The 18,835-nt window shown below is 68.4% G+C and carries 15 protein-coding genes and 1 tRNA gene; 7 read left to right on the top strand and 9 right to left on the bottom strand.

Going from position 1 to position 18,835, the window contains the following annotated elements; all coding sequences use genetic code 11:
- Window positions 1-36 precede the first annotated feature (36 nt).
- Complete coding sequence (locus tag VML93_RS24945; RefSeq protein WP_325614948.1) at window positions 37-1,137, bottom strand: LLM class flavin-dependent oxidoreductase; 1,101 nt, start codon at window positions 1,135-1,137, stop codon at window positions 37-39.
- A gap of 132 nt (window positions 1,138-1,269) precedes the next feature.
- Here VML93_RS24945 and VML93_RS24940 point away from each other — a divergent pair, with 132 nt between their 5' ends.
- Window positions 1,270-2,217 (top strand): FAD-binding oxidoreductase, encoded by a 948-nt coding sequence (locus VML93_RS24940; protein ID WP_325614947.1) that lies wholly within the window; start codon window positions 1,270-1,272, stop codon window positions 2,215-2,217.
- A gap of 1 nt (window position 2,218) precedes the next feature.
- Here VML93_RS24940 and selB read toward each other — a convergent pair whose 3' ends face one another.
- From selB to VML93_RS24925, 3 genes are all read right to left on the bottom strand, one after another.
- Window positions 2,219-4,015, bottom strand: a complete 1,797-nt coding sequence (gene selB / locus VML93_RS24935) for a selenocysteine-specific translation elongation factor (protein ID WP_325614965.1) — start codon at window positions 4,013-4,015, stop codon at window positions 2,219-2,221.
- The gene (gene selA, locus VML93_RS24930) at window positions 4,012-5,319 is read right to left on the bottom strand and encodes an L-seryl-tRNA(Sec) selenium transferase (protein ID WP_325614946.1); all 1,308 of its coding nucleotides are present in this window, start codon (window positions 5,317-5,319) and stop codon (window positions 4,012-4,014) included. The genes selB and selA overlap by 4 nt, the downstream gene beginning before the upstream one ends.
- A gap of 22 nt (window positions 5,320-5,341) precedes the next feature.
- A tRNA-Sec gene (locus VML93_RS24925) sits at window positions 5,342-5,434 on the bottom strand.
- A gap of 109 nt (window positions 5,435-5,543) precedes the next feature.
- On the opposite strand from VML93_RS24925, the gene selD reads away from it, so the two are divergent.
- Window positions 5,544-6,515 (top strand): selenide, water dikinase SelD, encoded by a 972-nt coding sequence (selD, locus tag VML93_RS24920; RefSeq protein WP_325614945.1) that lies wholly within the window; start codon window positions 5,544-5,546, stop codon window positions 6,513-6,515.
- Between the two features lie 16 nt (window positions 6,516-6,531).
- Here selD and nrfD read toward each other — a convergent pair whose 3' ends face one another.
- The 4 genes from nrfD to VML93_RS24900 are packed head-to-tail and all read right to left on the bottom strand — an operon-like array spanning window position 6,532 to window position 12,756.
- Entirely contained in the window at window positions 6,532-7,599 is a 1,068-nt protein-coding gene (gene nrfD, locus VML93_RS24915) for an NrfD/PsrC family molybdoenzyme membrane anchor subunit (RefSeq protein ID WP_325614944.1), read from the bottom strand.
- Window positions 7,596-8,567 carry a 4Fe-4S dicluster domain-containing protein gene (locus tag VML93_RS24910; protein WP_325614943.1) on the bottom strand — a complete coding sequence of 324 codons (972 nt, stop codon included), beginning with the start codon at window positions 8,565-8,567 and terminating at the stop codon, window positions 7,596-7,598. Before VML93_RS24910 ends, nrfD begins: the two co-directional genes overlap by 4 nt.
- Window positions 8,542-11,886, bottom strand: coding sequence for a formate dehydrogenase (fdh, locus tag VML93_RS24905; RefSeq protein ID WP_325614942.1), 3,345 nt, complete (start codon window positions 11,884-11,886; stop codon window positions 8,542-8,544). The genes VML93_RS24910 and fdh overlap by 26 nt, the downstream gene beginning before the upstream one ends.
- A gap of 51 nt (window positions 11,887-11,937) precedes the next feature.
- Window positions 11,938-12,756: an adenylate/guanylate cyclase domain-containing protein gene (locus tag VML93_RS24900; RefSeq protein WP_325614941.1), complete on the bottom strand. Its 819-nt coding sequence runs from the start codon at window positions 12,754-12,756 to the stop codon at window positions 11,938-11,940.
- 144 nt (window positions 12,757-12,900) lie between these two features.
- Here VML93_RS24900 and VML93_RS24895 point away from each other — a divergent pair, with 144 nt between their 5' ends.
- From VML93_RS24895 to VML93_RS24875, 5 genes are all read left to right on the top strand, one after another.
- Window positions 12,901-13,515 carry a TetR/AcrR family transcriptional regulator gene (locus VML93_RS24895; protein ID WP_325614940.1) on the top strand — a complete coding sequence of 205 codons (615 nt, stop codon included), beginning with the start codon at window positions 12,901-12,903 and terminating at the stop codon, window positions 13,513-13,515.
- 28 nt (window positions 13,516-13,543) lie between these two features.
- On the top strand, window positions 13,544-14,755 hold the full coding sequence (locus VML93_RS24890) for an acyl-CoA dehydrogenase family protein (RefSeq protein WP_325614939.1): 1,212 nt from the start codon (window positions 13,544-13,546) through the stop codon (window positions 14,753-14,755).
- Between the two features lie 124 nt (window positions 14,756-14,879).
- Window positions 14,880-15,473, top strand: coding sequence for a TetR/AcrR family transcriptional regulator (locus VML93_RS24885; RefSeq protein ID WP_325614938.1), 594 nt, complete (start codon window positions 14,880-14,882; stop codon window positions 15,471-15,473).
- 7 nt (window positions 15,474-15,480) lie between these two features.
- Window positions 15,481-16,554, top strand: a complete 1,074-nt coding sequence (locus tag VML93_RS24880; protein WP_325614937.1) for a DUF1214 domain-containing protein — start codon at window positions 15,481-15,483, stop codon at window positions 16,552-16,554.
- Window positions 16,554-17,813 carry a sulfotransferase gene (locus VML93_RS24875; RefSeq protein ID WP_325614936.1) on the top strand — a complete coding sequence of 420 codons (1,260 nt, stop codon included), beginning with the start codon at window positions 16,554-16,556 and terminating at the stop codon, window positions 17,811-17,813. The genes VML93_RS24880 and VML93_RS24875 overlap by 1 nt, the downstream gene beginning before the upstream one ends.
- On the opposite strand, the gene VML93_RS24870 is transcribed toward VML93_RS24875, so the two are convergent.
- Window positions 17,810-18,832, bottom strand: a complete 1,023-nt coding sequence (locus VML93_RS24870) for an LLM class F420-dependent oxidoreductase (protein ID WP_325614964.1) — start codon at window positions 18,830-18,832, stop codon at window positions 17,810-17,812. The genes VML93_RS24875 and VML93_RS24870 overlap by 4 nt on opposite strands.
- Window positions 18,833-18,835 lie beyond the last annotated feature (3 nt).

The following is an 18,835-nucleotide window of genomic DNA, read 5'->3' as shown; positions in this document are numbered from 1 at the left end:
GCCAGGCAGCTCCCCAGGCGCCGGACGTTGTTGGAATCACGGAGATCGCAAAGCCTGTTTCTCGGCCAGTAGTGGCAACACGCCTTCGGCGAACCAGTACGCCTCTTCCAGGTGCGGGTAGCCCGAAAGGATGAACTCGTCGAAGCCCAGCGCATGGTATTCGGAGATCAGGTTCGCGACTTCCCGGTGACTGCCTACCAGGGCGGTGCCGGCACCACCACGCACCAAGCCCACACCGGCCCACAGATTCGGGTAGATCTCCAGCTTGTCGACGCGGCCACCGTGCAGCGCGGTCATCCTGCGTTGCCCCTCGGACTCCGAACTAGCATGCAGTGCAGTAGCTTTCGTGATTTCCGCCGCGGTGAGTCCGGCAAGCATCTCGTTGGCCACGGCCCAGGCCGCGGCCGAGGTGTCGCGGCTGATGGTGTGCAGCCGGATGCCGAATCGGACCGGTCTGCCCCGGACGGCCGCCTCGGTGCGCACCTTGTCGATCTTGTCGGCTGCGGCCTGCGGGGGCTCACCCCAGGTGAGGTAGACGTCGGCGAATTCGGCCGCGATCGGCAGAGCCGCCACCGAGGAACCGCCAAAGTAGATCTCCGGCAACGGATCCGGCGGCGCGGATACCCGGGCGTCGGCAACCGTGTAGTACTTGCCGGTGAAGTCCACGGAGTCCTGCGTCCACACCGATCGCACGATCTGCAGGAATTCGGCGGTGCGCGCATAGCGCTCGTCGTGGCTGAGCCAGTCGCCGAAACGACGTTGCTCAGCGTCGTCGCCCCCACTGACGACGTTGAGCAGCACCCTGCCTTCGGAGAACCGCTGCAGCGTCGCGGTCTGCTGCGCGGCCAGGGTGGGAGGGACGAGCCCGGGCCGGAATGCGACCAGAAACTTCAACTTCTCGGTCTCGGCCAACAATGCGGCAGAGGTGAGCCATGCGTCTTCGCACCAGGTACCCGTCGGGGTCAGCACGCCCTCAAAGCCCAACCGGTCGGCGGCCCGAGCCACCTCGGCCAGGTAGCGGCGGCTAGGAGGGCGGTATCCGGCCGGTATCGCGCGGTTCGACGAGGCGTGCGACCCGCCGACGATAGAGCGGCTGTCACCGGTAGTAGGCAGAAACCAGAAGAATCTCGCTGACATCTGCGAACGACGCTAGGGTCCGCACCGCGCGCAGTGCAAGTTGCGCCCCGGTCGGCCATCCGCTGCCGAAACTTACACTGGTCGGGTGGTTCGGCACCTAGCCAGACGACCGGCCTGCCAGGTGCTCAGCCCGTGATCGTCATTGTCGGCGCGGGGATATGCGGGCTCGCGGCGGCCTATGAGCTGTCGCGGCGGGGAAAGCCGGTGATCGTGTTCGAGCGCGGCGAACCGTTCGCCGAGCAGTCGTCGGGTTTGGCTCGCATCTTCCGCGTCGCACACCGGCGGCCGGCGTTATGCAGGCTTGCGATACGTGCCCGAGGAGGTTGGCGGCGCTGGGAAGCGGAATTCGGCACGGGACGGCTGCTCGGCTCGGAAGGTTTCATCGCCGCGGGTCCGCGCGAGGACACCGCAGCGGCGATGGCAGCTGCCGGCGCCGCGTTCTCGTGGCTTGACCGGCCGCAGATCGCGGCACGGATTCCCTTCGCGTCCATCCCCTGGGACACCGGACTGCTCGATCCGCTCGGCGGCAGCCTGCGCATCCGCCGCGCCCTGGTCAGCTTGTCGCAGCGAGTGGCCGTTCGGCGCGGCGAGGTTGTGTCGGTCGGCGACGACGGCTCGACATGGCTCGCGGACGGCACCACCGTGCCGGCCGACCGCGTGCTCATCTGCGCAGGCGTACAGACGCCGGCACTGTTCGGCCCGCTCGCCGTCGATTTCGCCCCACACACCCGCTTCACCTACGAGGGTGCTGACGCCACCGGTGCAGCGTGCCTGTCCGCGCCCGAGGGTTACGGGTTACCGCTTGGCAGTACGGGCCGCTGGGCCTTCGGGCAGGAGGTGCCCGACCCCGACGTCGTGCGCGCGCTGTTTCCGTCGCTGTCCCCTGTGGACCGCGTCGACTGCGTGACCGTTCGCGCCCCCTGGCTCGACTCCGGCGGAGACGGCTGGACGGTGGGATGCCGCGGTCGCGTCGTCGCGTTCGTCGGCAGCAACCTGATGAAATTCGGACCACTGCTGGGTGAGTTGCTCGCTCAGGCCGTACTCGACGACGAGTTACCCGGCGACCTACTCACGATCTGACCTAGCGCACGACCTCACGGTGGCCGGCGTCCAATCGACGGGTCCAGCCGCGCGCATCCAGATGCTCCAGCAACGGGATCGCGACGCGCCGAGTGGTAGCGAGCGCTTGGCGCGCCTGGCTGGTGGTGAACGGCTGCTCGAGGCGGGCAAGCTCCCGCATCGCCAGCGCAGGTGCCGTCGGCAGCAGCACGACTCCAGTCTGCGAGCCGTCGCCCAGCCGCAGCACCCGGCCGGCCCGCTCGGCTGCGGCAAGTTCACGCACACCGAGCCGCAGTGCCGACAGCTCGTCGGCCTCCGGCGCCCGGAACGGCTCTGCGCGCAGCCTGTCCTCTAGTTCACCGACCGCCGCCTCGGCGCCGCCCAGGTCGTCACGAGCGCCGGCCACCCGGATGTGACCGCCCTCCTGCTCCAGGCCCGCGTCGCGGGCGACAGCGGCCAGCAGCGACTCGTCGGGCAGCGCGAGCAGGTCACGCGCCGCTCCGCGGGATAGCCCATCGGCCAACGGATCTCGAGCGTGTAGCTCGTCTACGGCTGTTCGCAGCCGCTGCCGCCAGCCGTCAAAGGCCGGGCGGTGCACCCACCAACCGTCAAGCACGCGCACCTCGGGGGGCGCGGTATCCGGCAGCAATCCCAACCGGCGCAGGTGGCTTTCCTGCACCGCACCCCGACGGGCCACCTCGGCCGCGACGTCGCCGCGGGCGTCCATGGCGGCCAGCGCGGCGGCCCGGCGCGCGCTGTCGCCGCGTCGGCGCAACGCCGGCGGTTCGGCGTCGAGGACCTGAGCACCACCCAGCGCGCTGCCGGGCACTCGCCACACCAGCCGGTCGCCGAGCACCAGCGGCAGCCGCCGCTCGAGCGTGAGCCGGCCATGGTTCTCGTCGAAAGGTCGCAGCCGGGCGGGCATGGAAGCGCTACCCACATGCACGGCGAGTTGCGCCGCGACCTCGGTGAATGGATCGCCGGTAGTGCGGCGCACGTCGAGCGTGCGGGTGCTCGGCCACGCGTCGGGGGTGATCAGTGCATCGCCGCGGTGGATGGCATCGCGCGAGACGCCGCGCAGGTTGAGCGCCACCCGGGCCACTGGTCCCAGGGTGGTGTGGGGCTCGCCGCAGCTCTGCAGACCGCGGATCACCACCGACCGCTTGCGGTCCCCGCCGAGCAGCTGCAGCTGGTCACCGCGAGCCACCGTCCCGGCGGTGAGCGTCCCGGTCACCACGGTGCCCGCGCCGGTGATGGTGAAGGAGCGATCGACCCACAGCCGCAGCCGCGAGGTGGTATCCGGTGCGGGCACCAGCGCCAGGACGCGGTCGAGGGTGGCGCGCAACTCGGTCAGGCCGGTGCCGTCGACCGCGGACACGACGACGCCCGGCGCATCGCGCAGACCAGTCTCGGCCAACTCCGTGCGCGCCTGCGTCAGGACCTCGGCGCCACGCTCCGGGGCCCGGTCGGCGCGGGTAATCACGATGAGGCCGTGTCGAATGCCCAACGCCGCGACCGCGTCTCGATGGTCGCTGGACTGCGCCTGCCAACCTTCGTCGGCGGCGACGACGAAACAGACCACCGACGCCGGGCCGAGGCCGGCCAGGGTGTTGCCCAGGAAACGCTGGTGGCCGGGCACGTCGACGAAGGCGATCTCGCGGCCCGACGGCAGGGTGGTCCAGGCGAAGCCGAGGTCGATGGTCAGCCCTCGACGACGTTCCTCCTCCCACCGGTCGGGCTCGATCCCGGTGAGAGCACGGATGAGGGTGCTCTTGCCGTGGTCGACGTGGCCGGCGGTGGCTATAACGTGCCGGCTCAGCGGTCGACACCCAACGCCGTTTGGACAGCGGCCAACAGCTCATCGTCGTCGGACTCCGGTATGCACCGCAGGTCCAGGAGGCAGGCGCCGTCGTGCACCCGCGGCAGCACCGCCGGGTCTCCGGCACGCAGCAAGGCGGCAGCGGACTCCGGAAGACGAACCGCCCAGCCGGGCAGCGGGACGCCGGGGGCCCCGCCACCGCCGACCCGGCCGTCGTGCGCGACGACGGACGCGCCGACCGCCGCGGCAAGACTTTCGGCGCGGGCACGCAGGCGTTCGGGGTCGGCGTGCAAAGCCTGCGTGACCGGCGAGACGCCGGCGCGCACGGTCGCCTCGAGTGCGGCGAGGGTGAGCTTGTCCGCCCGGACCGCTCGAGCCAGCGGATGGCGTGCCATCCGGGTCACCACCTCCGCGCGGCCGAGCACCACGCCCGCCTGCGGTCCGCCGAGCAGTTTGTCCCCGCTCGCGGTCACCACGTCGGCACCCTCGGCCAGCGCGGTGGCGGCGTCGGGTTCGTCGGGCAGCAGCGGGTCGGGTACCAGCAGCCCGCTGCCGAGGTCGGCGACCAACGGCACTTGCCGCTGTGCGGTCAACGCCCGCAGGTCGGACAGGGCGACGGCGGTGGTGAATCCGTCTATCCGGAAGTTGCTCTGGTGCACCTTCAGCACGCACCCGGTCTGCGGCCCGATCGCCTCGGCGTAGTCCTTCAGATGAGTGCGGTTGGTCGTGCCCACCTCGCGTAGCCGGGCACCGGTCGAAGCGATCAGGTCGGGCAGCCGGAACCCGGCGCCGATCTCGATCAGCTCGCCACGGCTGACCACGACCTCTCTACCGGCGGCCAGCGCGGTGGTCGCCAGCACGAGGGCGGCGGCACCGTTGTTGACCACCAGCGCTTCTTCGGCCGCCGGGCAGGCCGCGAGCAGCGCTAGACGCACGGCTACTCCCCGCTTGGACCGGGTGCCGGTGGCGAGGTCGAGCTCGACGTCGACGTAGCCGCTCGCCTCGACCAGCGCTTCGACCGCGCCGGGGCCGAGCGGGGCCCGACCCAGGTTGGTGTGCACGACGACGCCGGTGGCGTTGAGCACGGGCCGCAGCGACGTGGCCGTTCCCGCAGCCAGGGCGGCCACCACGCGGTCCTGCACCTGGTCGGGAGCAAGGTCACCACGGCGGGCCTGCTCCTGGACGTCGCGCACCACCGCGCGCACGACCTGCTCGCCCAGCCGGGTCCGCGCCTGCTGCACGGCCGGCAGCGCCAGCAGCTGATCGGTGCGCGGAATCAGGCGGCGCGGGTCGACCTGTGTCACGTGCCTCCTCGATGAATGCTTGCGGAGACGGACGGGAATCGAACCCGCCAGACCGAGCTACTCGATCTCACCGGTTTTGAAGACCGGGGGGACCACCAGGAACCCAAACGCCTCCGTCGGTAAACCTAGCTTGCGCGTACTTGAGCGCCGAATGTGAAGCTGGCCGCACGCTCGGCACCGAGTGTGCGGCCAGCCGCACGCTGGGCCCTGGGTAACCTCGGGCCATGCCCCAAACTCGCCTTACGAGCTACGCGCACGGCGGCGGCTGTGCCTGCAAGATTCCGCCCGGCGAGCTCGAAGAGGCGGTGCGTGGTCTGGTCGGACAGTCGGGCGAGAACGTGCTGGTCGGGCTCGACGACGGCGACGACGCCGCCGCGGTGCTGGTCGGCGATCTCGCGGTGCTGTCCACGGCCGATTTCTTCACCCCGGTCGTCGACGACGCCTACGACTGGGGCCGCATCGCCGCGGCCAACGCGCTTTCGGACGTGTACGCGATGGGCGGACGTCCGGTGGTTGCGATCAACCTCGTCGGCTGGCCGCGCGACCTGCTGCCCCTGGAGCTGATGACGGAGGTGCTGCGCGGCGGACTTGCGGTGGCCAGCGAGGCGGGCTGCCCGGTCATCGGCGGCCATTCGATCGACGACCCGGAACCGAAGTACGGCATGGCCGTCACCGGTGTGGCGGACCCCGACCGGCTGCTGCGCAATGACGCCGCCGAGCCGGGCCTGCCGCTCACCCTCACCAAGCCGCTCGGCGTCGGCCTGCTCAACAACCGGCACAAGCAGACCGGCGAGGTCTTCGAGGAAGCGATCGAGACCATGACCCAGCTCAACCGCGACGCCGCGACGGCAGCATTAGCGGCCGGCGTGCGCGCGGCCACCGACGTGACGGGCTTCGGGCTGCTCGGCCACCTGCACAAGATGTGCCGGGCCTCCAACGTCGGTGCCGTCATCGAACGCTCAGCGGTCCCGGTGATCGAGGCCGCTCGCGAGGCGCTGAAAGACGGCTTCGTCTCCGGCGGGACCCGACGCAACCTGGACTGGGTGCGGCCGCACCTCCGGGCGGACGTCAGCGAGGACGACCTGCTGCTGCTCGCCGACGCGCAGACCTCCGGCGGGCTGCTGGTGCTCGGCGAGCTACCCGGCTATCCCGTTATCGGCCACACCGTGGCCGGGGCGGGCATCGAGATCCGCTGAAACGCACGCAGACGGACTAGCCCGCCGTCGTGATCGAGTCGCCGGTGATGCCCGCGGCCCGCCGCGCGGCCAGCCGGCGCTTCTGTGGCTCGATCGTGTAGCGGGGATCGCGGGTGGATTCCTTGCCCGCGTCGAAAATGCCGAACCGGGTCAGCGCCGACGCCGTCATGAGCGCCAGACCGGACACCACCGCCACCCCGCGATGCCGGCCACCGAGCAGCGTCCCCAAAGCACCCGCCACCGCCAGCCGTTCGCTCCACTTCAACATCTCGCCGGGGCGACCGTGATGCAGCGGTTCGACGAGCAGCGGATCCATCCGGCGTTCCATCAGCTTCATCGCCACCACGTCCCCGACCACACCGAGCACGGCAAGCCGCCGGGCCGGGCCGGTCTCGGCGACCGGGGTGGTGATCATCGCCAGACCCGACGCGGCGAGGCTGGCCGAGCTGACGAAGACGAACGGCAGGTCTTCATGCGCCGCATTCCAGGTCGGGGTCGCGGTGTCGGAGAGCAGGACCGCCGTGTAGACCGCCAGCGGCGCCGCGAACACCGCCGCCTCCAAGCCGGCGGGGCCTTCCACCGCACGCAACACCGGACGTAAAGGCCCCAGCGGGAGCCGCTCGCCCGTCATCCGGTCCACCTCCGACACCGCCGCAATCCCGATACCGCCGCTGAAGGCGCTGAGGATCCAGGAGCCCAGGCTCATCGGGGAGGTCAACTTGATGGTCCGCATCATGTTGACGAACCGCTCCGGCCGACCCAGGTCTTTGACCAGCGCCACCGCACCGAGCCCGACCGCCACCAGAGCAGACAACCGTGCGTTGCGGCGCAGCTTGGTGCGGCCGGTGAGTTGGGCGCCGGCCGCAAGCAGGCCGGATCCGCCGGCGACGCCGCCCAGGAACAGATAGGCCGCGACGTCGTGTTCCCATGGCGCCGGCTTGACCACCGGGCGTCCGTAGTACGAGGTGAACTCCGCCTCGGGCACCATCAATGACTCGTCGCGGCGCCGGCCGCCCTCTCCTCTTTTGCGACGCTTGCCCTCTGGTTCCGGCGGCCGCAGGCTGTCGAACTCGGATGTCGTCATCGACTCCTCCAGAACGCCAGCGCGGCCGCACCCAGCATGCCGGCCGCGGCCAGGCCGGCGCGTTTGAACATGCTCGGCAGGTCCGCCGTGCACACTCGCGGATCCGGCGGCAGGCCATAGACCTCCGGTTCGTCGAGCAGTAAGAAGATCGACCCGGTGCCGCCGACGCCGTCGTGCTGGTTGGCGCCGTAGAGCCGGGCCTCGGAGCGGCCCTCGGCATGCAGCTGCGCGACCCGTTCCCGGGCGCGTACCACCAGCTCGTCGTGGTTGCCGAACTTGATCGACGTGGTCGGGCAGGTCTTGGCGCAGGCCGGTATCTGGTCGTCGACCAGCCGGTCGTAGCAGAGGGTGCATTTCTGGGCGACGCCGCTGACCGGTTTCTCCGCCGGGCGGTCGGGCCGATGCGCCGGCGTCGTGTACGTGCCGTCGCTGCGCCGCTCGACCACACCGAAAGGGCATCCCGCCACGCACGTTCCGCAGCCGTTGCAGACGTCGTCTTGCACCACCACCGTGCCGAACTCGGTGCGGAACAGCGCACCCGTCGGGCAGACGTCCAGGCAGCCGGCGTGGGTGCAGTGCTTGCAGACGTCCGACGACATCAGCCAGCGGAACTCCGGCGTGTCCGGCGGCGCACTGTCCGCACGAGCCGCCGAGCCCGCGACGGCCGGCATGCCCAAATCGATTAGGGCACGGCCGGATTCGCGCGCCTCCTCGATGCGGTCCCGGCCCTGCTCGATGAACGCGACATGCCGCCAGGTGCTGGCGCCCAACGCGCCGGTGTTGTCGTAGGACGAGCCCAGCAGGGTGAGGTCGCCGTCGCGCGGGTTGCGATTCCACTCTTTGCAGGCCACCTCGCAGGCCTTGCAACCGATGCAGATCGAGGTGTCGGTGAAGAACCCCTTGCGCGGCTTGGAGCCGTCCCAGCCGGCATCGGTGGCGGGGTCAGTCGGTCCCGTTAGCTGGCCCATCGGCTCCCCTTGTGTGCTGCCCGCGCGGCGGATAGATGATCTCGTGCTCAGGATCGGTGACTCGTGCGTTATCGGTCTCGGTCGTCGCGCCCGAGCGTGACTGATACTCGGCGATCAGGCGCAGCAGTTCCTCGCCACGCGGCCGGCGGCCGGGCTGGATGTCGCAGGAGCCGTCCTTCGACTCCTGGATCTGCACGTTGGGATCGAGGGTGATGCCGATCAGATCGTTCGCCGCGTCCCCGCTGACCACGGCGTCGTTACCGACGCCCCAGTGGTAGGGCAGCCCGATTTGGTGCACCGTGCGGCCGCGGATGACGAGCGGGGTCATCCGCTCGGTCACCAGCACCCGAGCCTCGATGGCCGCCCGCGGCGAGACGATGGTTGCCCACCCGTAGGGCTGCAGGCCGCGTTCGGCGGCCAGCTCCGGGGAGACCTCACAGAACATCTCCGGTTGCAGTTCGGACAGGTACGGCAGCCAACGGCTCATGCCTCCGGCGGTGTGATGCTCGGTGAGCCGGTAGGTCGTGAACACATAGGGGTACACGTCGGATCCGCTGTCGCCGGCGCTCGGCGCGCTCAGATTGTCCTTGCGCGCGAAGATGATTCGCGCCGGGTTTTGCTGCTGGGGGTACAGCGGGTTGGCTACCGGCGACTCCTGCGGCTCGTAATGCGTGGGCAGCGGTCCGTCGACCACGCCGACGGGAGCGAAAAGCCAGCCTTTGCCGTCGGGCTCCATGATGAACGCGTCGTCTCCGCACAGCGCGTCCGGGCCGCCGACGTCGGGGTCGGGATGGCTGTCCGGCGCCCGGTCGGCGGGGAAGTCCGGCACGTCGTCTCCGACCCACCGCTCCTTCTCCGGGTCCCACCAGATGAGTCTCTTGCGCTCGCTCCACGGGTTGCCGTCCGGGTCGGCCGACGCGCGGTTGTACAGAATCCGACGGTCGGCCGGCCATGCCCAGCCCCACTGCGACTGGCTTGGTGTCGGGCCGCCGTGCGGCACGCGACGCGCCGCCTGGTTGATGCCGTCGGCGTACACCCCGGTGTAGATCCAGCAGCCCCCTGCGGTCGATCCGTCGGCGCGCATTTCGGTGAACGACGACAGCGTCTTGCCGGCGTCGGGGCCGGTGAGGTGATACCCGTTGATCTCGGCCAGCACGGCTTCGCCATCGAGGTCGCCGTGCTCGTCCATCGGATAATCCCAGGTCAGGTCTAGCAGCGGCCGGTCACGCTCGTCGGTCGAACCGGCCAACCGCTCCCTGATCCGCTTGCCGAGCTCGTAGAAGAAGGCGCATTCGCTCTGCGAGTCGCCGGGCGGCTCGACGGCCTGGTGACGCCACTGCAGCAGCCGCTGCGTCTGGGTGAACGAGCCCGCCTTCTCCACGTGCGTGGCCGCGGGGAAGAAGAACACCTCGGTCTCGATGTCCTCCGTGCGCAGTTCGCCGGACGCGATCTCGGGGCCGTCCTTCCACCAGGTGGCCGACTCGATCATGTTGAGGTCGCGGACCACGAGCCACTTCAGGTGCGCCATGCCGAGGCGCTGCATCCGCCCGTGCGCCGATCCGACGGCGGGGTTCTGGCCCAACAGGAAGTAGCCGTCCACCTCGTCGGCCAGCATTCCCGTGACGGTCTGGTAGGTGCCGTGCGGGCCGGTCAGCCGCGGCAGGTAGTCGTAGGCCCAGTCGTTGTCCTCCCGGGCGGCGTCGCCCCACCATGCCTTGAGCAGGCTCACCAGGTAGGTATCGGCGTTGGCCCAGTAGCCTTTCTGCTTCTTGGACCCCACCGCGTTCAGGTAGTCGGCGAGGGTGTCGTGCGTGCCTGCCTTGGGCATCGGCAGATAGCCGGGGAGCAGGTTGAACAGCGTCGGAATGTCGGTCGAGCCCTGGATGCTGGCGTGGCCGCGCAGCGCCATGATGCCGCTGCCCGGGCGACCGATGTTGCCCATCAGCAGTTGCAAAATTGCTGAGGTGCGGATGAATTGGGCCCCGAGGGTGTGCTGAGTCCACCCGACGGCATACGCGAAGCAGGTGGTGCGATCGCGCCCGGAGTTCTCGACCAGCGACCGCGCGAGATAGTGGAAGTCCTCGATGCTGATGCCGCAGACGTCCTTCACCATCTCGGGGGTGTAGCGCGCGTAATGCCGCTTGAGGATCTGGAACACGGTCCGCGGGTGCTGCAGGGTTTCGTCGCGTATCACCCGGCCGTGCGGTAGCGGCGGACCGCTGGCGCCGAGCTCGTCACCTGCCGCGCGCGCCGAGGCCTCGGCGCCGTGTTCGGGGCTGCCGGCTTCGATGTCGTCGTCGTCGGGTTTGGCGTACGCCCACGTCGACAGGTCGTACTGGCCGGTGTCGGGATCGAAGCCGGAGAACAAGCCGCCGAGATCCTCAGTGTCCCTGAAGTTCTCGTTGATCAGAGTGGCCGCATTGGTGTAGGCGACGACGTACTCCTTGAACCAGAGATCGTTGGTCAGCACGTGGTTGATCAGCGCGCCGAGCAAGACCACATCCGAGCCGGCCCTGATCGGGATGTGCTTGTCCGCCACCGCCGAGGTGCGGGTGAAGCGCGGGTCGACGTGGATCAGCCGCGCCCCGCGGGCCTTGGCCTCCTCCACCCACTGGAACCCGACCGGATGGCACTCGGCCATGTTCGAACCCTGGATGATGATGCAATCGGCGTTGGCCATGTCTTGCAGTGATTGGGTGGCGCCGCCGCGCCCGAAGGAGGCTCCCAGACCGGGAACCGTGGAGCTGTGTCAAATACGAGCTTGGTTCTCGATCTGGATCGCACCGGCGGCGGTGAAGAGCTTTTTGATCAGATAGTTCTCTTCGTTGTCCAGCGTCGCACCGCCCAGCGCCGCGATACCCATGGTGCGGCGCAGCAGGTTGCCCTTCTTGTCGATGTCCTGCCAGCTGTTGCGGCGTGCTTCCAGGAAGCGGTCGGTCACCATGTCGATGGCGGTGTCGAGATCGAGGCGCTGCCATTCGGTCGCGCGCGGGGCGCGGTAAAGCACGTGCAGTTGCCGATGCGCCAGGTTCACCAGCTGCTCACTGGCAGAACCCTTGGGGCACAGCCGACCTCGCGAGATCGGCGAGTCCGGGTCACCCTCGATCTGGACGACCCTCTCGTCCTTGACGTAAACCCGCTGCCCGCAGCCGACCGCGCAGTACGGGCACACGCTTTGCACGACGCGGTCGGCGGTCGACGTGCGCGGGGTGATGGCGCGGGTTTTCTTTGAGGTCACCGCCGGCCCGCGGCCGAACACATCCCCCGAACGCAGCTGACGGAAGACGGGCCATTCCAGGAAGAACTTCAAGGCTGCCATGCTCTGAAGCCTAATCCGCCGAGACCGTAATTGGCCCCGGCAATGTCAGGGTCAGCCGGGCACCTTGACCGGATAGAGGTGGTGGCTGCCCTGCAGGCCTTTGAGTTCGACTTCACGCGGCATGCACAGCTCGATGTCGGCGAGGTCGCTGATCGCGTCCCGTACCGATTCGCTGACCAGGATCTCACCACCATCGGCCTGCCCGGCGACCCGCGCCGCCATGGCGACGTTGCGCCCGAACAGGTCGTCACCGCGTCTGACCGAGGTCCCCATGTGGATGCCGATTCGGACGCGGATGCCATCCCAGACTTCAGCGTTCTCACCCACGCCACGCTGCACAGCCACACCACACCGCACTGCTTGCCCGGCATCTGCGAAGGCCATCATGAACCCGTCGCCCTGATTCTTGACGACGTGGCCGCCGTGGTCGGCGACAAGCTTGTCGACCAGCTTGTTGTGCCGGTCCAGCACTTTCACCCAGGCCTGGTCGCCCAGGGCCTCGTTGTGAGCGGTGGAGGCCTCGATGTCGGAGAACGCGATCACGACGTGACCGTCGGCGGTGATCCTGGCGAGATCGGGACGCTCGACGCGGGCCCAACTCGCGAGATCTTCGATCGAATTTCGGACCGTGATTCCGATGCCCTTCGTCAACGAGTCGGCCGTCTTCAGAGTGTTTCGAGCCGTCCTGATCGCGACGGGCGCGACCCCCTGGCGCCGACGGCGGTGCACGGCCTTGGGCGTGCGGATCCGTTCGAGTGCGGTCCTCGCCCGCCGTAGTTGCCCCCGCGACACGATGAGCAGGACTGCGAGCGCGATCAGTCCGGCGAGTTCGACGAGGGCGACCGCCGCCAGCAGCATCGTCACGTTCATCGCTCGTTCCCCGCCGTGTAGTGCGGACCCACACCCATCCGCACGCCTGTTCCCGACGGGAATCCTCCCATAGCCGGTTTCCTGCGCACCCCGCCGACCAGCACGATTTGGTAGACACCGGGGTGAGTGAGTACTCTCTCACCTATGCCCACCTCGGGACGTGACCGGCTGCTCGGTGCAGCGCTCAAGCTCTTCGCGGCGAAGGGGTACCCGGCGACGTCAGTGGCAGACATCCAGCGCGAGTCCGGTCTGGCACCGGGATCGGGCGCGCTGTACAAGCATTTCGCGTCGAAACGCGAATTGTTAGAGGCCGCAGTCGAATACCGGATCGACAGCATCGTGTCCGCGCGAGAGCAGTACGACGCCGAGGGACCGCGCAACGTCGAACAGGCGGTGCGCACCGCGGGCCGGCTGATCTGGAACAACCTGAAACAGAGCGAGGATCTACTCAAGGTCATGCTGCGCGAACCCGACGTGCTCGGCGATCTCGACGAGAAGACCTGGCAGGTCATCACCGACAACGCCTATCAGCGGTTCGCCGACGAACTGGCCGCGTCCAATCGCTCGGGCCGCACCAACATCCCCGATCCCGAGGCGGCCGCGGCAGTTGCCATCGGGTCGCTGTCCTATGCCGCAACACTGCAAGCACTCACCGGCCGCTCACCCGGCAACATCGACGACGAGCGTTACTTCGAGGCCTGGGTCAACCAGACGGTCAGTGTCCTGGCGCAATACGCCATCAGCCCCCAAAATTTCTGAACACCAACCTATTTCAGGAGCAAGAACCGTGACTTTCTCATTGCAACTCAGCGACGACGTGATCGAGGTGCGCGATTGGGTGCACCAGTTCGCATCCGAAGTGATCCGCCCCGCCGCGTCCGAATGGGACGAGCGGGAGGAGACTCCGTGGCCGGTGATCCAAGAGGCCGCGAAGGTGGGGCTCTACTCCCCCGATTTCTTCGCGCAGCAGGCGGGTGAGCCGACCGGGCTGGGCATGCTCACCGCGTTCGAGGAGATGTTCTGGGGCGACGCCGGTATCGCGCTGTCCATCATGGGCACCGGGCTGGCCGCGGCGGCGTTGGCGGGCAACGGAACTCCCGAGCAGATCGGGCGCTGGCTTCCCGAGATGTTCGGCACCGCCGGGGACCCCAAGCTCGGTGCGTTCTGCTCTTCGGAGCCCGACGCGGGTTCTGACGTCGGCGCCATCCGCACCCGGGCACGCTACGACGAGGCCACCCGGGAGTGGGTGCTCAACGGCACCAAGACATGGGCGACCAACGGTGGTATCGCCAACATCCACATCGTGGTGGCGTCGGTCTATCCCGAGCTCGGCACCCGCGGCCAAGCGTCGTTCGTCATCGGACCGGAAACCAAAGGGCTGGCCCAGGGCCAGAAATTCAAGAAGCACGGGATCCGCGCGTCGCACACCGCCGAGGTGGTGCTCGACAACGTCCGCCTGCCCGAGGACGCGATACTCGGCGGCCGCGAGAAATTCGAAAAGCGGATCGCTCGGGTCAAGTCCGGCGCCTCCGCCGGTGGGCAAGCCGCGATGAAAACCTTCGAGCGCACCCGACCCACCGTCGGGGCGATGGCCGTCGGCGTGGCACGGGCCGCGTACGAGTACGCACTCGACTACGCCTGCCAGCGTGAGCAATTCGGTCGCAAGATCGGCGAGTTCCAGGCGGTGGCGTTCAAGCTGGCCGACATGAAGAGCCGTATCGACTCGGCGCGTCTGTTGGTGTGGCGGGCCGGCTGGATGGCGCGCAACAACCAGAGCTTCGACTCCGCCGAGGGCTCGATGGCCAAGTTGGTGGCCAGCGAGACCGCGGTCTATGTCACCGACGAAGCCATCCAGATCCTGGGCGGCAACGGCTACACCCGGGACTACCCGGTGGAGCGGATGCACCGCGACGCGAAGATCTTCACCATCTTCGAGGGGACGAGTGAGATTCAGCGGCTGGTCATTTCGCGCGCACTGACGGGCCTGCCCATCCGGTAACCAGCGCGAGCTGGGGGCACCTCCCACTTGCGGGGGAACACAAAAGCACCCGCACGCTCGACAGGTGCTTTTGTGTTTGCTCGGCCATTGACAGCATTACGTTACGTCATGTAACGATATTGCCATGTCTGCGCCTGATCCGGTCCGCGGTCGTCCCCGCGACCCGCGCACGCAGCGCGACATCATGCGGGCAACCCGTCGGCTGCTGACCCGCGACGGCTATGACCAGGTGACCATCGACGCGATCGCCCGCGAGGCAGGAGTGAGCCGGCCGACGGTGTACCGGCGCTGGCCGTCCAAGACGCACGTGGTGTTCGAGGCCGCGTTCGGCCAGCCGCCCGACGCCGCCCTCGTCGACACTTCCGGCGACTTCGGAACCGACCTGCTGGTGTTCGTCCGCGGCGTGCTGCAGTTCTGGCGGGAGCCGGTGGTCGAGGCCGCCGCGCTCGGCATCCTCGCCGACCGCAACCGCGACCGGGAACTGCACATCCGCACCCAGCAACTGCTCGACGAACGCATCCTCACCGAATTCGGGTCGCTGGTGCGCACCGGGGTCGAGCAGGGTCTGGTGCGCCCGGATGTCGACGTCGACATGCTCTACCAGGTGCTCGTCGGCACCGCCTTCTACGCCGCGCAGGTGCAGCAACACGGCGACGTGAACACCCTCGCAGAACGCTTGTGCTCGTTGGTCATTCGAGGAGCAGGGAAACGAAAGTGAGTAACAGATGACAGCCGACGTATCCGAAGCCTTTAACGGCCTGCTCGACGAGGTGCGGGCTATCGAGCAGAAGATGCTCGCCGCCGATCCGCCGCTGGACGAGCCCGACATCCTCGACGGCTACCGCCTGGCATTCAGCGTGCTGCGGGTCGCCGTCGACACCTACGTCTGGGGCGATAAGGACAATCCGATCCTGACCGACGTCATCGGCCCCTACCTGAAATGGGGCGGCGACAACTCCGACGCCTTCTACCAAGTCGCCCCCATCGACCCCACCCGCACCTACCGGGTCACCGGAAATCGTGGCGATGCCGTCTATTTGTCGATGACCGTCTACGGCGGGCCCGACGACGGCCGCTACAGCAACCGGATCGTCGGGACCGTCAACGACCGCAACCTGGAGTTCGACGCCGACGGCAACTTCGAATTCACCCTCAGCCCAGACCCGCAACCCGGGACGTGGCTCAAGCTCGACGCCGACGCCGTCCATGCGCTGACCCGCGACTACCTCACCGAACCGGCCACCGGGCGCCGCACCCAGTGGAAGGTCGAGGCGATCGACCCGCCCGCGCGAAAGTCCGACAGCCCCGAGGACCTGGCCCGGCGATTCCGCGCGGCGCGCACCTGGCTGCGCGAGCAGATGTCGTTCCTGCCCACCAGGGTTCAGCCGCCCAACGAGATCGCCGAGCCCTTCCCGGTACCGCAGCACGCCTACGGCTGGTCGGCCGCCGACGCCGCCTACGCGATGGGCGCCTACGACCTGCAACCCGACCAGGCTCTGGTGATCGACGGCACGTCCCCGCAGTGCGTGTTCTGGAATCTGTGCCTGTGGAACCCGTTCCTGCACACCTACGACTACACCTACGAACGCGTCACCATCAACGGCGAGCACGTCGACTACGAGCCGGACGGCGGGTGGCGAATCGTGGTCAGCGACAAGGATCCCGGACACCCCAACTGGGTGTCCACCGCAGGGCGCGCCCGCGGCCTGATCTGGTTGCGCTGGTTCCTGCCCGACGAGACGCCGGCGCGGCCGGAGTGCCGGGTCATCGATGTCGCCGACGTGGCGGGACTCTCGTAGTGACCGACCGTCCGCCCGACATCAGGCTGACCGACCTGGCCGATCCCAGCTATACGGCTGAGGCGCAACCGATCCGGGAGGGATTGGCCGGCTACGGCAGCACCCTGCGGCTGCAACCCGAGGACATGCTCGCCGCCGCCGAGCAGCGGACCGGCCTGAACAATTGGGGCGACCCCGCCGTCCGGGAACGGCTCGAGGTGCTCTGCACGTCGTTGCGTGACGAGGCGGGGCTTTCCGACGCCGGCGTCGCGATGGCCTACGAGCAGGTGGTGCAGAACCTGGTCAACCGGTTGCGGTTGGAGGAGCTGATCGCCGCGCACCCCGAGATCGAGGACATTCCCGTCGAACGCCCGATCATCATCTGCGGACTGCCGCGCACGGGTACCACCCACCTGCTCAACATGCTGGCCGCCGACCCCGCGCTGCGCCACCTGCCGTACTGGGAAAGCCTGGAACCGTTCCCGTCACCGGACGAGGCCGATGACGAGCAGCCCCGCCGCGACCGGTGCGCCACCGCGCTGGAACTGCAGAACACGTTGATGCCGGAATTCAAGCGCATGCACGACATGACCGTCGAGCACGCGCACGAAGAGATCCAGCTGTTCGCCAACGACATCTCGGGCATGCTGCTCGAAAGCGTCTACCACATACCGAGTTTCGCCGCCCACTACAAGGCACACGACCAGGGCCCGTCCTATGCCTACCTCAAGCGCATGCTGCAGGCCATGCAGTGGCTGCGGGGCGGCACCCGGTGGGTGCTGAAGTCGCCGCAGCACCTCGAGCAGTTCCCGACCCTGCTGGCCACCTTCCCCGATGCGACCTTCGTTGTCACACATCGTGATCCGGTCGAGGTGACATTGTCGATGGCCACCATGATCAGCTACTCGTCGCGGATGGCCACGGCGCACCCTGATCCGGTGAAGACCTCGCGGTACTGGCTGGCCAGGGCCGAAGACCTGCTGAACGGCTGTCTGCGCGACCGCGACCTGGTGCCGGCCGATCAGTCGATCGACGTGCGGTTCGCAGACTTCATGGCCGACGAGGAGGGAACCATCGCACGCATCTACGACCTGGCCGGGCAACCTTTCGATGACTCCGTGCGAGCGGCCATGGCGGCGTTTCGCGCCGAGCACCCCCGCGGCCGCTACGGCGGCGTCCTCTACAACGCCGAGGACCTGGGACTCGACCGCGAGGAGATCGCCGCCCGGCTTTCCCCGTACCGGAAACGGTTCGTCGACACTGAATTACCGGCGATCTAGTCCACCAGGCCTCGAAGCGTCTCGATGAGCTTGACCCGCTCGGCCGGTGTTCCGGCGATCGGTGCCACATTCAAGGTCGTCACCCCTGCCTCGCGGAACGCCGCCACCCGCTCCTTCACGAAACCCGGAGTGCCGATCAGGTTCACGTCGCGCACCAGTTCGTCGGGCACCGCCTTGGCGGCGCCGTCCTTGTCGCCGGACAGGTACAGCTCCTGGATCCGGTCGGCTTGCGGGCCGTAGCCGTATCTGGTGGTCAGGGTGTGATAGAAGTTCTTGCCTTTGGCGCCCATGCCGCCGATGTAGAGCGCCAGGTGCGGTTTGACGAATTCGCGTAGTGGCTCGACGTTTTCGCCGATGGCCAGTACCGGGCCGGCGTACACCTCGAGCGAACCCAATGCGGGATCACGCTTGGCCTGCCCGGAGTCCAAAGCCTCGCCCCACACGTCGCGCGCCTTCTCGGGCAGATAGAAGATCGGCTGCCAGCCCTCGGCGATCTCGGCGGCCAGCTCGACATTCTTGGGGCCTAGCGCCGCAACCAGGATCGGAATACGTTCCCGGACAGGCTGGTTGATGAGCTTCAGCGGTTTGCCGAGACCAGTGCCCTGTTCGGCGGGCAGCGGAATCGTGTAGTACTTGCCCCGGTGTTGCAGGGTCTCGCGACGCCACACCTGACGGCAGATCTCGATGACCTCGCGGGTGCGGCCGATCGGTGCGTCGTAGGGCACACCGTGGAATCCCTCGATGACCTGCGGGCCGGAGGCGCCCAGGCCGAGGGTGAAGCGGCCGTCGGAGACGTAGTCGAGACCCGCGGCCGTCATTGCGGTCAGCGTGGGTGTCCTGGTGTAGAGCTGCAGGATGCCCGAAGCCAGCTGAACCCGTTCCGTACTGGCCGCCAGGTAGCCGAGGGCGCTCACCGCGTCGAACGAATACGCCTCGGGCACAAAGACAATGTCCAGCCCGGCGCGTTCCAGGTCGGCCACTTCGGCGGCCACCTCTTTGAAGCCACCCGCGTAATTGATGCC

The organism is Mycobacterium sp., from assembly GCF_035499775.1.
Lineage (GTDB): Bacteria > Actinomycetota > Actinomycetes > Mycobacteriales > Mycobacteriaceae > Mycobacterium.
Note: the sequence above shows the minus strand (reverse complement) of the source record. Positions and strands in the feature narration are given on the sequence as shown.

Bases quoted from the DNA above. Each gene is read 5' to 3' on its own strand.
- nrfD (WP_325614944.1), bottom strand. From the start codon at position 7,599: ATGACGACATCCGAGTTCGACAGCCTGCGGCCGCCGGAACCAGAGGGC.
- VML93_RS24900 (WP_325614941.1), bottom strand. From the start codon at position 12,756: ATGAACGTGACGATGCTGCTGGCGGCGGTCGCCCTCGTCGAACTCGCC.
- selD (WP_325614945.1), top strand. From the start codon at position 5,544: ATGCCCCAAACTCGCCTTACGAGCTACGCGCACGGCGGCGGCTGTGCC.
- VML93_RS24945 (WP_325614948.1), bottom strand. From the start codon at position 1,137: ATGTCAGCGAGATTCTTCTGGTTTCTGCCTACTACCGGTGACAGCCGC.
- VML93_RS24885 (WP_325614938.1), top strand. From the start codon at position 14,880: ATGTCTGCGCCTGATCCGGTCCGCGGTCGTCCCCGCGACCCGCGCACG.
- VML93_RS24910 (WP_325614943.1), bottom strand. From the start codon at position 8,567: ATGGGCCAGCTAACGGGACCGACTGACCCCGCCACCGATGCCGGCTGG.
- VML93_RS24880 (WP_325614937.1), top strand. From the start codon at position 15,481: ATGACAGCCGACGTATCCGAAGCCTTTAACGGCCTGCTCGACGAGGTG.
- VML93_RS24895 (WP_325614940.1), top strand. From the start codon at position 12,901: ATGCCCACCTCGGGACGTGACCGGCTGCTCGGTGCAGCGCTCAAGCTC.